Here is a 14,457-nt window from a genome sequence, read left to right on the forward strand (position 1 = left end):
AGCGATCCCAGCCCTTTTGCGCGGAGACGCCCGATGTCCCTGAACGACGACGCAACCTTCTGGCGCAACGCCAGGCAGCACCTGGTCCGCTACGGCGGCACGTTCGAGCCGATGATCATCGAGCGCGCGAAAGGCAGCTTCGTCTACGACGCCGACGGCCGCGCGATCCTCGATTTCACGTCGGGCCAGATGAGCGCGGTGCTCGGCCACTGCCATCCGGAGATCGTGTCGGTGATCAGCGACTACGCGGGCAAGCTCGACCACCTGTTCAGCGGCATGCTGTCGCGGCCGGTCGTCGATCTCGCGACGCGCCTCGCCGACGTCACGCCGCCCGGGCTCGACCGCGCGCTGCTGCTCAGCACCGGCGCGGAATCGAACGAAGCGGCGATCCGGATGGCGAAGCTCGTCACCGGCAAGTACGAGATCGTCGGCTTCGCGCAGTCTTGGCACGGGATGACGGGCGCGGCCGCGTCGGCCACGTACAGCGCGGGCCGCAAGGGTGTCGGCCCGGCGTCGGTCGGGTCGTTCGCGATTCCGGCGCCGTTCGCGTACCGGCCGCGCTTCGAGCGCAACGGCGCGTACGACCCGCTCGCCGAACTCGACTACGCATTCGACCTGATCGACCGCCAGTCGAGCGGCAACCTCGCCGCGTTCATCGCGGAGCCGATCCTCAGCTCGGGTGGGATCATCGAGCTGCCCGAAGGCTATATGGCGGCGCTCAAGCGCAAGTGCGAGCAGCGCGGGATGCTGCTGATCCTCGACGAGGCGCAGACGGGCGTCGGCCGCACCGGCACGATGTTCGCGTGCCAGCGCGACGGCGTGACGCCCGACATCCTGACGCTGTCGAAGACGCTCGGCGCGGGCCTGCCGCTCGCGGCGATCGTCACGTCCGCGGCCATCGAGGAGCGTGCGCACGCACTCGGCTACCTGTTCTACACGACGCACGTATCCGACCCGCTGCCGGCGGCCGTCGGCCTGCGCGTGCTCGACGTGGTGCAGCGCGACGGGCTCGTCGCGCGCGCCAACACGATGGGCGACCGGCTCCGGCGCGGACTGCTCGACCTGATGGAGCGGTTCGACTGCATCGGCGACGTGCGCGGGCGCGGGCTGCTGCTCGGCGTCGAGATCGTCAAGGATCGCCGCACGAAGGAGCCGGCGGACGGGCTCGGCGCGAAAATCACGCGCGAGTGCATGAACCTCGGGCTCAGCATGAACATCGTGCAGCTGCCCGGCATGGGCGGCGTGTTCCGGATCGCGCCGCCGCTGACCGTCAGCGAGGCGGAGATCGACCTCGGCCTGTCGCTGCTGGAGCAGGCGATCACGCGCGCGCTGTAACGCGCGTCCCCGCCTCGCACGAACCGTCGTGCCGGGTTGCCCGACCGGCACGACGGACGCCCGCCCGATCGATCAGCCTGCTTCCGCCGCCCACGCGTGCGCATCGGCACCGGCCGGCATGTGCAGCGGGCTCGACGGATCGGTCGCCGCACGCCATACGGCTTCGGCGACATCCTGCGCATGGGTGATCGGCCCCGTCGCATCGAGCATCCGCGCGACGGCCTTCCCGACGAATTCCGCATACGCCTCGTGCTCGAAACCGTGCATGTTCGCGCGTGCGTTGTCGCCGAAACGCGTGTCGGGCGCACGGCCCGGCAGCACGAGATGCGTGCGCACGCCGAACGGCGCAAGTTCGACCGCCATCGATTCGGTGAACGCATTGACCGCCGCCTTGCTCGCGCGGTAAGCGCTGACCAGCGGCAGCGCCTTCAGCGTGACGCTCGACGTGACGTTCACGACCACGCCGGCGCCGCGCTGGCGAAACTGCGGCAGCACGGCCTGCGTGAGCGCGATCGTGCCGATCGTGTTGGTCTCGAACAGCGCGCGCACCGTGTCGAGCGGCGTCAGTTCGGCCGGTGCGGCCGCGCCGAAGCCGGCGTTGTTGACGAGTACGTCGATCGGGCCGGCCGCGTCGATCGCGGCGCGGATGCTGTCCGCGTTCGTCACGTCGAGCGGCAGCACGCGCAGGTTAGCCGACGGCGGCAGCACGTCCTCGCGCGGCGTGCGCATCGTCGCGACGACCCGCCAGTCGCGGGCCAGGAAATGGCGCGCGATCTCGAGGCCGAAGCCGGAGGAACAGCCGGTGATCAATACGGTCTTCATGCAAACTCCTGTGATGGGTGGGGCAGGTGTTCGTACGATAGATGGCTGGATCCGTATTCGCTACAATCTAAAATCCGCTTTTCATTTGCGAGAGTCCGGCGATGATCGACCCGCTGACCGAAGTCGTGACGCTGCTGCAACCGGGCGCGCGGTACTCGAAGTACGTGCGCGGCGCGAGCCCGTGGGCGATCAGCCGCACGGTCGCCGGCGAGCCGTTCTACTGCGCGATCCTCGACGGCGGGTGCCGGATCGCGATCGACGGGCATGCGCCGATCGAGCTGCTGTCCGGCGATTTCATGCTGATTCCGGCCGCGCACGGCGTCGCGATGTCCAGCCTCGAACCGCCGGCGCCGGGCGTCGAGACCGCACCGCCCGTCGCGCTCGAGCACGGCGAATACCGGATCGGCGATCCGGCCAACCCGGTCGACACGCGGATGATGGCGGGCAACTGCAGCTTCGGTTCGCCCGACGCCTCGCTGCTGGTGTCGCTGCTGCCCCGCTTCGTGCACGTGCGCGGCGAACCGCGGCTGACCACGCTCGTGCAACTGGTGCGCGACGAATCGCGCGCGCAGCGGCCTGCCCGCGAGATCGTGCTCGCGCGCCTGCTCGAAGTGTTGCTGATCGAGGCGCTGCGCTTCACGTCCGGCACGAACGCGTCGCCGGGCCTCGTGCGCGGCCTTGCCGACAACCGCCTGGCCGCGGCACTCCGCCAGATGCACGAACGCCCCGCGCACCCGTGGACGATCGTCGAACTCGCGAAGGAAGCCGCGCTGTCGCGCTCGACGTTCTTCGAACGCTTCAGCCGCGCGGTCGGCGTCGCGCCGATGGAATACCTGCTGACGTGGCGCATGGCGCTCGCGAAGGACCTGCTCCGCCGCAACGAGGGCCGCATCGCGGAGGTCGCGGGGCGCGTCGGCTACAGCTCGGCCAGCACGTTCAGCGTCGCCTTCACGCGGCACGTCGGCCGGCCGCCCGCCCAATATGCGCGTGAAGCACAGGCGGCGGCGAACGACGCATGAGCCGCGCCCGCCGCCGCCATCCCGCGACCTGCGTACACTATCCGTCACGCAACGACCACGCGCGAGGCATCCGATGACGACAACCGCCACGACCGACCACTGGCTCGTCGCACGGCGCGATGCGGAAACCGGCATCGAAAGCCTGCACGCGCATTTCAACGGCCACGCGTACGACGCGCACGATCACGACGACATGCTGGTCGGCTTCACCGAACAGGGCGTGCAGCGCTTCCAGTGCCACCGGTCGCTGCATACCAGCGTGCCGGGCCGCGCGATCCTGATCGAGCCGGGCGCGATGCACGACGGCCACGCGCCCGAGGCCGGCGGCTTCACCTACGGCATGCTGTACCTGCCGCAAGCGTGGGTCGAGCGCGCCGCGCGCCGGCTGGACCTGCCGGGCCTCGGCGGCGTCGAAGCCACGTTCGACCATACGCTCGTCGACGACCGCAGCCTCGTCGACGCGATCCGCAATGCATTCTTCGCGATCCACGACAACGAAGGCCGGCTCGCCCGCGACCAGACGCTCGACCGCCTGCTGACGCGGCTCGGCGGCGAACTGCGCGGGCCGCCCGCGCTGGAAAGCGGCGTCGTGCCGCCCGCGATCGCCCGCGTGCGCGACCTGCTGCATGCACACATGGACGGCAATATCGGCCTCGATGAACTGGCGGGCGTCGCCGGCATCGACCGGTTCCGGCTGACGCGGATGTTCCAGCGCGCCTTCGGCACGTCGCCGCACGCCTACCTCGTCCGCCTGCGGCTGCGCGCCGCGCGCCGGCTGCTGGCGGCCGGCCGCACGCCCGCGCAAGCGGCCGCGGACGTCGGGTTTGCCGACCAGAGCCATCTGGGCCGCTGGTTCCGCCGCGCGTACCGGATCACGCCGGCCGCGTACCGGCAACTCTGCACAAACGTTCCAGACTGATCGCGCGCGGCATCCGATCATGGACGCTCCAACCAGGAGCAAGCATGTTCGATACGAAAGTAGCGCTGATCGTGCGCGACGATCTCGCCGCATGGCAAAAACTCAACGTGGTCGCGTTTCTCGCGACGGGGGTCGCGGCCGGCGCGCCCGACGCGCTCGGCGAACCTTACGAGGATGCGGCCGGCCGCCGCTACGGCCGGATGCTCGGCCAGCCGATGCTGGTATTCGCGGCCGACCTGAACGGGTTGCAGGCCGCGCACCGGCAGGCGCTATCGCGCGAACTGACGATCGTGCCCTACGTGCGCGCGATGTTTTCGACCGGCCACGACGCAGCCAACCGCGCGGCGTTTCGCGCCGAGGATGCGGCCAATCCCGATCTGGTCGGTCTGGCGCTGCACGGGCCGAAGAAGGCCGTGGACAAGGCGGTGAAGGGGCTGGCGTTGCACGCCTGAACGTCGCCGCGCGGAAGCTTGCCCGACGCGTCGGGTCAACGATGCGCGAGCACGTTGACGAGCTTGCCGAACGGATCGCGCACGTAGAAGCGCCGCACGCCCCACGGCTCGTCGGCCGGCCCGTATTCGACGGGAATGCCGGCCGCGCGAACCCGTTCGAGCGCTTCGTCGACGTCGTCGACCTCGATCGACAGATCGGGGGTCGGCGTGCCCGATCCGCCCTGCGACGCGAAGCTGATCTGTACGCCCATCTGCTCGGCATTGCCGTAGGTCGCGATCCAGCCGTGATCCATCAGCAGGTCGAGACCGAAGATCTGCCGGTAGAAACGCGTTGCGTCGTCGACCGACCGTGTGTCGATGTTGGCGACGATCCGTTTGACTTTCATCGGGTTCCTTCGCGAGTCGGGTTGTCTCGCGACGCTACACCGGAATCGCCCGCGCGGCCAGCCCGTCAGCGCCCGGCCACCTTCATCTCCGCCCGCCGCGCCCGCGGGGGCCGCTCGACGTGCCTGCCGGCCAGCCACACACCGATCGCGACGACGACGATGCCGAGATAGGTCGTCACCTCGATCCGGTCGCCGAACATCCATGCGGCCCACAACAGCGTCACCGGCGGCTCGAGATAGACGAGGGTCGCCACGCGCGTCGCAGGCATGCGCTTGAGCAGCGCCCACAGCGACAGGTACGCGATGAAGGTCGAGAACACCGTCAGCCACACGACCGACACCCATACGTTCGGCTGTGTCGGCACATGCAGGTTGCCCGTGACGATCCCGCACGCGGCGAACAGCACGAGGCTCACGCACCCTTGCACGAACAGCGGCAGGAACAGCCCGTCCTCGTTGCTGCGCGCGGCCGTCAGCGCGCGCCTCCGCTGATAGATCGTCGCGATCGACAGCCCCAGCGCGGACACCAGCGGCAACAGGTACATGACGATCCCGACCGACCCGGCCGGCAACGCATATTGCCCGCCGATCACGATGCCCACGCCGACGAACCCGACGACGAGCCCGGCCCACTGGCGCGCCCCGCTGCGCTCGCTGCCCTCGAGCGACGTCATCGCGGCCGTGATGAGCGGCTGCAACGCCGCGACGATCGCGGCGATGCCCGGCGGCAGCCCATGCTGAATCGCGATGTACACGCAGGTCAGGTAAAGAAACTGCGACAGGAAGCCGATCACCGCGTGATAGCGGATTTTTTCGAACGTCAGGCGCCCCAGCCGCCGGTTGAGGACGACCGCCAGGCACAGCGTGACGAGCAGGAACCGCCAGAACAGCAGGTTGAACGCACCGGCCGTCTCCGCGCCGAGCTTCGCGCCGATGAAACCGGAACTCCACGACAACACGAAAACGAGCTGAAGCAGGAATAGCTGCATGGGGCGACGGCTCTCAGAAGGGGGCCGGGGACAGGCGCTGGTCGTCCAGGTCTTCGGGGCGAATCGGTTCGAGCCCCAGGCGGCGGTACTGCAATTCGGCGTCGTCCCGGAGGGCGCGCTGCAGCGCCAGCCAGTTGACGATCGTGCGGGGAATGCCGTCGTCCGACGCGAGATGCCAGAACCCGTTGTCGTCCTCGCGCGTGTACGGGCAATGAAACGACAGCACCAGCGACATGCGGCGTCCGGCCTCGACCGGCTCGACGCCATGGAACAGCTTGCTGCCGTAGATGAGCAGCGCGTCGCCCGCGCGGTCCAGGTTCGCGGTCTTCACATGCCGGCGTTCCTTGTCGTGACGATCGAACGTTTCCGCGGTCGATTCGTAGAACAGAAAGTTGCCGCCCTCGTAATCGGCGCGATCCGACAGCACGACATTCAGCACGAAACTCGTGCCGTCGGTATGCCACATGCCGAGCGGCGCGTTGCCGCCTTCGCGCGAGTCCGTCGGATAGTAGTAATTGAACTGCGACCGCGCATTGACCATCGGATACGGAATCAGCGGGGCGCCGGCAAGACGCGACACCCGCATCAGGAACGCGCGGTCGTGCATCATGTCGTCGATGAAGCGCGACCGGTTCGTCACCGCGCGCACGCGCTTCGAGATGATCCAGTTGCTGCTCGACGCGCTGCGCTCCAGCGCGCGGCCGATCTCGCGCAACGCGCTCACCGCCTCGTCGGAGAACAGCCCGCGCAGATGGCACACCGCGTTCAGCGAATCGGAACGCGTGCCGCGCATCGGCACCTCGCGATAGCCGAGATCGTCGAGGTTGCGGCGGTATCTCACCTCGTAACCGTCGCGCAGGCATGCGCTCGTCCAGCGCATCGGTTCCGTCGCTGCGTCCAGCGTGCCGTCGACGTTCACGCCGGCCGACAGCGACGTCCGCAACGCGAGCCTCACCCGGTCGAACCCGCGCGCAAACACCGGCAATGCATTTCCCTTGTTCATCGCGTGCCTCGCTGTCGGCATTCCGGCATTCAGCCCTTGAACTGCGCGATCTGGTAGACAACGCTGCCGTCCCCGCTGCGCAGCTCCTCGATCACGCGGCAATTGCCGTGGCTCAGGCGCACGTTGCGAAATTGCTCCGGCGTGTACTTCAGGCAGACGTTGGTGATCAGATGCCCGTCGGCGCCCGCCCTCGACACCGGTTGCAGCGTGACCGCGACGTGAAACTGGTCGCCGAGCAGATTGAGCCGCACGATCGACACATGATGCTCGCCGAGCGGCTCGAAGCCCTGCTGCCGGCTGACGATTTCGGAGAACCGCACCATGTTCTCGTTGCGGTAGAAGTTGTAGATCGGCTCTTCGCGCCCCTCCACGAGCAACTGCATCTCCGATACGACGTAGGTCGACTTCCCGCCGAGCGTGCGGATCAGCCGGCCGATCGTCACCGGCAACTCGTTGCCCTCCTGGAACCCGAGCATCGTGATGAACGTCACGTCCTGGCCCAAGTGGATGTGGTTCCACTGCACGTTCCGGTAATCGTCGGCGATGTAGTTGAAACAGCCGGGCGTTTTCAGGAACGGCATGATCGCGTGCCGCATCGCGTCTTCCGACGACTCGTTGATGTCGACGGCCGTGTAGCGCAGATGGTCCGGCCCGCCGCCGCTGACGGCCCTCATCAGCTCGGTCGTCTTGACCGGCTCGGGCCCGAGCTCGATGTAGTGGACATCGCGGCCGCGCGACAACGTGGCCAGCCGCTCGCTCAACGCGCCGATCGCTTCGCGCAACGAACCGTTGCCGTCGCGATCCGCACACAGCGCCGGGCTCCGCACGCCCAGCTCGTTCAGGTTTCGCATCAGCGAGAAGACTTCGCGCCCCGCTGCCCTCCGCCGCGCGTCATCGTCCGTGCGCTTCAGCGTCGAATACTTTTCGTGATTCTCGACCGTCCATACCGACTCCGCCTTCAGCTTCCTGTCCCGCACCAATGCATCTACGACAAAATCATTGATCGACATGAATCGTTCCCCGGATGCGTGCAACGCCCGACCGGCTGCCTGCCGTTGTCTGCCTGTTGACCCGAGAATATGGGATGCCCAATAATTCCGTCAATCGACATTACCTGAATCACTGATTCGGAAAAACCAAATCATGCCGCGCACCCTGGACGTCGACCTGCTGCGAACCTTCCACGCCGTCGCGAAGCTCGGCCGCTTCAAGGATGCGGCCGCTCACGTGAACCGCAGCCCGTCGTCGGTCACCGCGCAGATTCAGAAGCTGGAGGAAATGGTCGCGCAGCGCCTGTTCACGCGCAACAACCAGGCCGTCGAACTCACGCAGTTCGGCCACAAGCTGCTGAGCGACACCACCGAGTTCCTGCTGAGCCACGACCGGCTCGTCGAATCGCTGTCGCCGCAGATGCTGACCGGCAAGCTGCGGCTCGGCATCCCGGATTCGTACGCGGCGCACTTCATGGCGGAATTCCTGCCGCGCTTCGCCGCCGACCGGCCGCTGCTCGAACTGACCGTCGAGGCGCGCTCCAGCGAAGAATTGCAGCAGCTGTTCGCGCGCGGCCAGCTCGACATCACGATCGCCGTCGTGTCGAAAGCGCCGCCGCACGCCGAGCTGCTCAGCAAGACCCATCCGGTGTGGGTCGCCGCGCGCACGTTCAAGTTCAATCCCGATGCGCCGCTGCCGATCGCGGTGCAACTGCAGGGCTGCCCGTATCGCGACACCGCGCTGAACGCGCTGAAGAAGGCGAAGATCGCGCACCGGATGCTGCTCGAGAGCGCCAGCTCGCCCGCGGTCGAAGCCTGCATCGCGAACGGCCTCGCGGTCGGGCTGATCGAGCACGATCGCGTGTCGGGCAACCTGACGAGCCATGTCGCCGGGATCGTGCTGCCCGATCTGCCGCCGCATCTGATCACGATCCTGACGGACGACAGCAATCGCGCCGCGCTGCATCTGCGCGACGTACTGAAAAGCACGTTCAGGATCGGGTAGGAAAAGCAAGGCCGGGAACCGGCCCTGCATGCGGAAACGTCGAGAGCCGGACACCGCCGGCCCGTTGCAGGCCGGCGGCTTCCCGTCGCTCAGCCGCCGAGATACGCCTGCTTGATACGGTCGTTCGCGAGCAGGTTCGCGCCCGTGTCCGCCAGCACCACGCGCCCCGTTTCGAGCACGTAGCCGCGATCGGCCACACCGAGCGCCTTGTTCGCGTTCTGCTCGACGAGAAACACCGTGACGCCTTCGTCGCGGATCGTCCGGATGATGTCGAAGATCTGCGCGATCACGAGCGGCGCGAGACCGAGCGTCGGCTCGTCGAGCAGCAGCAGGCGCGGCTTGCTCATCAGCGCGCGGCCGATCGCGAGCATCTGCTGCTCGCCGCCCGACATCGTGCCGGCCCGCTGCGCCGCGCGCTCCTTCAGGCGCGGAAACAGCTTGAACACGTGCTCGATGCCGTCGTCGATCTCGTGGCGGCTCGCGAAGAAGCCGCCCATCTTCAGGTTTTCGAGCACCGTCAGGCTCGGGAACACGCGCCGCCCTTCCGGCGAGATCGCCATCCCCTGCCGCATGATCTGGTGCGTCGACATCGCGGTGATGTCGTTGCCCTCGAACAGCACGCGGCCCGACGAGGCGCGCGGCGTGCCGCACACGGTCATCATCAGCGTCGTCTTGCCGGCGCCGTTGCTGCCGATCAGCGTGACGATCTCGCCCTTGTTCACCTCGATCGACACGCCCGCGAGCGCCTCGACCGCGCCGTAGTGCGTATGGACCTGCTCCAGCTTCAGCATCACTCTTCCCCCAGATACGCCTTGATCACGCGCGGGTCGTTGCGGACCGCTTCCGGCGTGCCGATCACGATCGGCCGGCCGTGCTCCATCACGAGGATGCGGTCGGACACGCCCATCACGAGGCTCATGTCGTGTTCGATCAGCAGCACCGATACGCCGAATTCACGGCGCAGCGTGTCGATCAGATGCTGCAGCTCGATCTTTTCCTGCGGGTTGAGGCCGGCTGCCGGCTCGTCGAGCATCAAAAGCCGCGGATCGGTGATCATGCAGCGCGCGATCTCCAGACGCCGCTGGTGCCCGTACGACAGCGTGCCGGCCGGGCGGTTGGCGACCGACGTCAGCCCCATCCGGTCGAGCCACACGGCCGCGCGCTCGAGCGCCTCCTTCTCCGCGTGACGATACGCGGGCGTCGCGAACAGCCCGTGCAGCAGCCCCGCCTTCACCTTGCGATGCTGCGCGACGAGCAGGTTCTCGACGACGGTCAGCGACTTGAACAGACGGATGTTCTGGAACGTCCGCACGAGGCCCTTCAGCGCGATCTTGTGGCTCGGCAGCCCGGCGATCGGGTGGCCGTCGAGTTCGACCGCGCCGCCGGTCGGCCTGTAGAAGCCGCCGACGCAGTTGAACACCGTGGTCTTGCCCGCGCCGTTCGGCCCGATGATCGCGAACACCTCGTCGCGGCGCACGTCGAAATCGATGCCGTCCACCGCGAGCAACCCGCCGAAGCGCATCTGCAGCCCGGCGACCTTCAACAGTTCCGTATTCACGCTCATCGCGGCAGCTCCACATGGGGACGGCTCGCGGGCAGCAGGCCCTGCGGACGCCACATCATCATCAACACCATCACGAGACCGAAGATCAGCATCCGGTACTCGGCGAACCCGCGCGCGACTTCCGGCAGCACGGTCAGCAGGATCGCCGCGAGAATCACGCCGAGCTGCGACCCCATCCCGCCGAGCACGACGATCGCGAGGATCAGCGCCGATTCGATGAAGGTGAACGATTCCGGATTCACGAGGCCCTGGCGCGCCGCGAAGAACGCGCCGCCGATCCCCGCGAACGCCGCGCCGAGCGTGAATGCCGACAGCTTGATGCGCGTCGGGTTCAGGCCGAGCGAACGGCACGCGATCTCGTCGTCGCGCAGCGCTTCCCACGCGCGGCCCATCGGCATGCGGATCAGGCGGCTCGTCACGAACAGCGTGAAGCCGACCAGCACCAGCGCGATCAGGTACAGGAAGATCACCATGTGCTCGCCGCTGTATTCCAGCCCGATCAGTTCATGGAAGGTCTTCGCGCCTTCGACGCTCGCCGAGCGCGCCATCTCGAAGCCGAACACCGTCGGCTTCGGAATGCCCGAGATGCCGTCCGGGCCGCCGGTGAGGCTCGTCAGGTTGTTCGCGAGCAGGCGGATGATTTCGCCGAAGCCGAGCGTGACGATCGCGAGATAGTCGCCGCGCAGGCGCAGCACCGGGAAGCCGAGCAGGAAGCCGAACGTCGCCGCGGCGATCGCCGCGATCGGCAGGCACGCCCAGAACGACAGCCCGAAATACTGGTTCAGCATCGCGTACGTATAACCGCCGACCGCGTAGAACCCGACATAGCCGAGATCGAGCAGGCCCGCGAAACCGACCACGATGTTCAGCCCGAGGCCGAGGATCACGTAGATCAGCGCGAGCGTCGCGACGTCCACCGCACCGCGAGAGCCGAAGAACGGCCACACGAGCCCGACCGCGAGCAGCACCCAGATGATCGCGCGCTGCTGCCGCGCGCCCATCGCGGGTGCCGCCGGCAGCTTCACGGCCGCTTTCGCGCGCACGAGCCACGGCTTGAACAACTGGAACAGGAACACGGCCGCGACCGCGATCCACACCGGCCGCCAATGCGGCGTCAGCACGACCTGGTAGCCGTCGAGCTTCAGCTGCAGGCCGAGCACCGGAATCGTGAGGATCGCCGTCAGCAACGCGGCGGCCACGGCATTTTTCAGCGCCTGGCCGAGCGAAGCGTCGGCGGCCGGGCGGCGAACGGAAATGACTTGACTCATCTGCGTCTCCCTCAGACCTTTTCGATGTCCGACTTGCCGAGCAGGCCGGTCGGGCGGAAGAGCAGGATCAGCACGAGCAGCCCGAACGCGACGACGTCCTTGTACTCGGCCGGCATGTAGCCCGCGGCGAAGGTTTCGGCGAGGCCGAGCAGCACGCCGCCGAGCATCGCGCCCGGGATGCTGCCGATCCCGCCGAGCACCGCGGCGGTGAACGCCTTGATGCCCGCGACGAAACCGATATACGGATTCAGCTTGCCGATCGTCAGCCCGATCAGCACGCCGCCGACGGCCGCCAGCATCGCGCCGAGCACGAACGTGAACGAGATCACGCGGTTCGTGTCGATGCCGAGCAGGTTCGCCATCTTCATGTCCTCGGCGCATGCGCGGCACGCGCGGCCCATCCGCGAATGCGAGATGAACAGCGTGAGCGCGATCATCAGCACGAGCGTCACGCAGACGATCATCAGGCGCGAATACGGGACGGTCACGTCGAAGTCGCCGCCGAGATGGATGTCGAACGCGCCGGAGATCAGCACGGGCACGGACACGTCGCGCGCACCCTGGCCGATCTGCACGTAGTTCTGCAGGAAGATCGACATGCCGATCGCGGAGATCAGCGGCACGAGGCGCGGGCCGCCGCGCAGCGGGCGGTACGCGACGCGCTCGACCGCGAAACCGTACAGGCCGGTGACGATCACCGACACGATCAGTGCGGCGCCGAGCACGAGCGGCAGCGGATAACCGGCGGAAATGCCGATGGCCGTGAGGGTCACGAGGCCCACGTACGCGCCGATCATGTAGATCTCGCCATGGGCGAAGTTGATCATGCCGATGATGCCGTAGACCATCGAGTAGCCGATGGCGATCAACGCATAGATCGCGCCCAGCGTCAGGCCGTTGACCAGCTGCTGGGCGAATTGCGGAAAGAAGTCAGTCATGTGCGGGAAGCTCCCGTTGGCGCTGGGTCGCCTGCCGCCGCCGGATCACGGCGTTCGGCCGCGCGCAACGCACGGTGTCGTCTCGGGCCGCCCGTTGGCCGCGCGATGGGCCGATGCGCGGCCAATACGCGCCCGCCCCGTCCGGGTCTCGGACAGGGCGGGCGCGCGGGCGGGTACGCCGTATTACTTGGCGGCGGTCTTCGTCGCGTCCTTGTGCCACGTGTAGACGACGAACTTGAACGCCTTCAGGTCGCCCTGCGCGTCGTACGCGACCTTGCCGATCGGCGTGTCGAACGTCGTCTTGTGCATGTACGCGGCGACCTTCGTCGGGTCGGTCGTCTTCGCTCCCGCGATCGAGTCGGCGATGATCTTCACCGCTGCGTACGACGGCATCTGGAACGGACCGTTCGGGTCGCGCTTCTTGTCCGCGAACGCCTTCACGAGCGCCGCGTTGGCCGGGTCGGCCGAGAAGTCGGCCGGCAGCGTGACGAGCATGCCTTCCGAGGCCGGGCCGGCGATCGCCGTCACGTCCTTGTTGCCCACGCCTTCAGGCCCCATGAACGTGGCCTTCACGCCCTGCTCGCGCGCCTGGCGCATCAGCAGGCCCATTTCCGGGTGGTAGCCGCCGAAGTAGACGAAATCGACGCCCTGCGACTTCAGCTTCGTGATGATCGCCGAGTAGTCCGAATCGCCGGCGTTGATGCCTTCGAACAGCACGACCGGGATCTTCGCGGCCTCGAGGTCCTTCTTCACCGACGACGCGATGCCCTGGCCGTACGACTGCTTGTCGTGCAGGACGGCGACCTTCTTCGGCTTCACGTTGTTGATGATGTAGTGCGCGGCGGCCGGCCCTTGCTGGTCGTCGCGGCCGATCGTGCGGAAGATGAAGTGGCGCTTCTTGCCTTCGGTCAGCTGCGGCGCGGTCGCCGACGGCGTGACCATCACGATGCCTTCGTTCTCGTAGATGTCCGAGGCCGGGATCGTCGAACCCGAGCACACGTGGCCGATCACGTACTTGATCTTCTGGCTGACGATCTTGTTGGCGACGGCGACGGCCTGCTTCGGTTCGCACGCGTCGTCCATCATCACCACTTCGAACTTGTTGCCGCCCGCAGCGCCAGCCGCGTTGATCTGTTCGATCGCGGTCAGCGCGCCGGCCTTCACCATGTCGCCATACTGGGCGACCGAGCCGCTCATCGGACCAGCAATGGCGATCTTCACGGTTTCCGCTTGCGCGGCGGCGGCGCCGGCGGCGAACAGCACGGCGGCAACGGAAATGGACGTAAGACGGGACAGCGTCATCTGGGAGCTCCTCGATGTTGTTTAGTCATACGGGCAAAGGCGGCATGACTTGCGCAATCGAACAGCACCCGGGGCGAGGACATGGGACACGCCCGAGACACATAGAAGACGGAACTCCAGCGGAATGTTGCGTAGCGGGGCCCGGCTCTTGCAGTCCCCGGAGGGGGACGTCTGGTTCGGAAAGACATCGTGATGCGTCTTGCATTGCGCAAGCGTTTCGCCTGCCCCGCTTGCCAGATCGCTGGTTCGGAGGGATGGTCCGACAGCCATTGGCAAGGCAGTCGAAATTATATGGGCGTTTTTAAATCGTCTGTCAAAAATGCCTGTCGACTGAGGGAAAACACGTAGGGTTTGGGTGTTGTACGGTGGCGACGAGGGCGCAACCCCGGTGGGCGGGAACGTTTGCGTGGGGTGCAATCAGGTTGCGATAACAGGTGACGGGATAGATCGGCTCCTTGTCGCGCA

The 14,457-nt window shown here is 67.2% G+C and carries 15 protein-coding genes; 5 read left to right on the plus strand and 10 right to left on the minus strand.

The window, feature by feature from the left end:
* The first annotated feature begins 33 nt into the window (after positions 1-33).
* The gene (locus tag WJ12_RS31140; RefSeq protein WP_059556872.1) at positions 34-1,335 is read left to right on the plus strand and encodes an aspartate aminotransferase family protein; all 1,302 of its coding nucleotides are present in this window, start codon (positions 34-36) and stop codon (positions 1,333-1,335) included.
* 72 nt (positions 1,336-1,407) lie between these two features.
* Here WJ12_RS31140 and WJ12_RS31145 read toward each other — a convergent pair whose 3' ends face one another.
* Positions 1,408-2,157 carry an SDR family oxidoreductase gene (locus WJ12_RS31145; RefSeq protein ID WP_034186161.1) on the minus strand — a complete coding sequence of 250 codons (750 nt, stop codon included), beginning with the start codon at positions 2,155-2,157 and terminating at the stop codon, positions 1,408-1,410.
* Positions 2,158-2,258: 101 nt separating this feature from the next.
* On the opposite strand from WJ12_RS31145, the gene WJ12_RS31150 reads away from it, so the two are divergent.
* The 3 genes from WJ12_RS31150 (at position 2,259) to WJ12_RS31160 (ending at position 4,547) form a co-directional block, all read left to right on the plus strand.
* A complete protein-coding gene (locus tag WJ12_RS31150; protein ID WP_069245984.1) occupies positions 2,259-3,176 on the plus strand; it encodes an AraC family transcriptional regulator in 918 nt (305 codons plus the stop codon).
* A 73-nt stretch (positions 3,177-3,249) separates the two neighbouring features.
* Entirely contained in the window at positions 3,250-4,095 is an 846-nt protein-coding gene (locus WJ12_RS31155) for an AraC family transcriptional regulator (RefSeq protein ID WP_034186159.1), read from the plus strand.
* A 44-nt stretch (positions 4,096-4,139) separates the two neighbouring features.
* Positions 4,140-4,547, plus strand: a complete 408-nt coding sequence (locus tag WJ12_RS31160) for a DUF2000 domain-containing protein (RefSeq protein WP_034186158.1) — start codon at positions 4,140-4,142, stop codon at positions 4,545-4,547.
* A gap of 35 nt (positions 4,548-4,582) precedes the next feature.
* Here WJ12_RS31160 and WJ12_RS31165 read toward each other — a convergent pair whose 3' ends face one another.
* The 4 genes from WJ12_RS31165 to WJ12_RS31180 all read right to left on the minus strand — a co-directional run bounded on the left by WJ12_RS31165 (position 4,583) and on the right by WJ12_RS31180 (position 7,935).
* Positions 4,583-4,933, minus strand: coding sequence for a VOC family protein (locus WJ12_RS31165; RefSeq protein WP_069245985.1), 351 nt, complete (start codon positions 4,931-4,933; stop codon positions 4,583-4,585).
* A gap of 65 nt (positions 4,934-4,998) precedes the next feature.
* Positions 4,999-5,922 carry a DMT family transporter gene (locus tag WJ12_RS31170; protein ID WP_069245986.1) on the minus strand — a complete coding sequence of 308 codons (924 nt, stop codon included), beginning with the start codon at positions 5,920-5,922 and terminating at the stop codon, positions 4,999-5,001.
* A 13-nt stretch (positions 5,923-5,935) separates the two neighbouring features.
* Entirely contained in the window at positions 5,936-6,925 is a 990-nt protein-coding gene (locus tag WJ12_RS31175; RefSeq protein ID WP_059556965.1) for a 2OG-Fe(II) oxygenase, read from the minus strand.
* A gap of 29 nt (positions 6,926-6,954) precedes the next feature.
* Positions 6,955-7,935 carry a hypothetical protein gene (locus WJ12_RS31180; protein WP_069245987.1) on the minus strand — a complete coding sequence of 327 codons (981 nt, stop codon included), beginning with the start codon at positions 7,933-7,935 and terminating at the stop codon, positions 6,955-6,957.
* Positions 7,936-8,068: 133 nt separating this feature from the next.
* Here WJ12_RS31180 and WJ12_RS31185 point away from each other — a divergent pair, with 133 nt between their 5' ends.
* Positions 8,069-8,920, plus strand: coding sequence for a LysR substrate-binding domain-containing protein (locus WJ12_RS31185; protein WP_034186154.1), 852 nt, complete (start codon positions 8,069-8,071; stop codon positions 8,918-8,920).
* Positions 8,921-9,009: 89 nt separating this feature from the next.
* On the opposite strand, the gene WJ12_RS31190 is transcribed toward WJ12_RS31185, so the two are convergent.
* The 5 genes from WJ12_RS31190 to WJ12_RS31210 form a co-directional block, all read right to left on the minus strand.
* Positions 9,010-9,711 (minus strand): ABC transporter ATP-binding protein, encoded by a 702-nt coding sequence (locus tag WJ12_RS31190; RefSeq protein WP_006484776.1) that lies wholly within the window; start codon positions 9,709-9,711, stop codon positions 9,010-9,012.
* The gene (gene livG / locus WJ12_RS31195) at positions 9,711-10,484 is read right to left on the minus strand and encodes a high-affinity branched-chain amino acid ABC transporter ATP-binding protein LivG (RefSeq protein WP_059556876.1); all 774 of its coding nucleotides are present in this window, start codon (positions 10,482-10,484) and stop codon (positions 9,711-9,713) included. Before livG ends, WJ12_RS31190 begins: the two co-directional genes overlap by 1 nt.
* Positions 10,481-11,752 carry a high-affinity branched-chain amino acid ABC transporter permease LivM gene (locus tag WJ12_RS31200; RefSeq protein ID WP_049035043.1) on the minus strand — a complete coding sequence of 424 codons (1,272 nt, stop codon included), beginning with the start codon at positions 11,750-11,752 and terminating at the stop codon, positions 10,481-10,483. Before WJ12_RS31200 ends, livG begins: the two co-directional genes overlap by 4 nt.
* 11 nt (positions 11,753-11,763) lie before the next feature.
* The gene (gene livH, locus WJ12_RS31205; RefSeq protein ID WP_034186151.1) at positions 11,764-12,690 is read right to left on the minus strand and encodes a high-affinity branched-chain amino acid ABC transporter permease LivH; all 927 of its coding nucleotides are present in this window, start codon (positions 12,688-12,690) and stop codon (positions 11,764-11,766) included.
* 183 nt (positions 12,691-12,873) lie between these two features.
* Positions 12,874-13,992, minus strand: coding sequence for a branched-chain amino acid ABC transporter substrate-binding protein (locus WJ12_RS31210; RefSeq protein WP_069245988.1), 1,119 nt, complete (start codon positions 13,990-13,992; stop codon positions 12,874-12,876).
* Between the last annotated feature and the right edge of the window lie 465 nt (positions 13,993-14,457).

The organism is Burkholderia seminalis (genome assembly GCF_001718535.1).
Lineage (GTDB): Bacteria > Pseudomonadota > Gammaproteobacteria > Burkholderiales > Burkholderiaceae > Burkholderia > Burkholderia seminalis.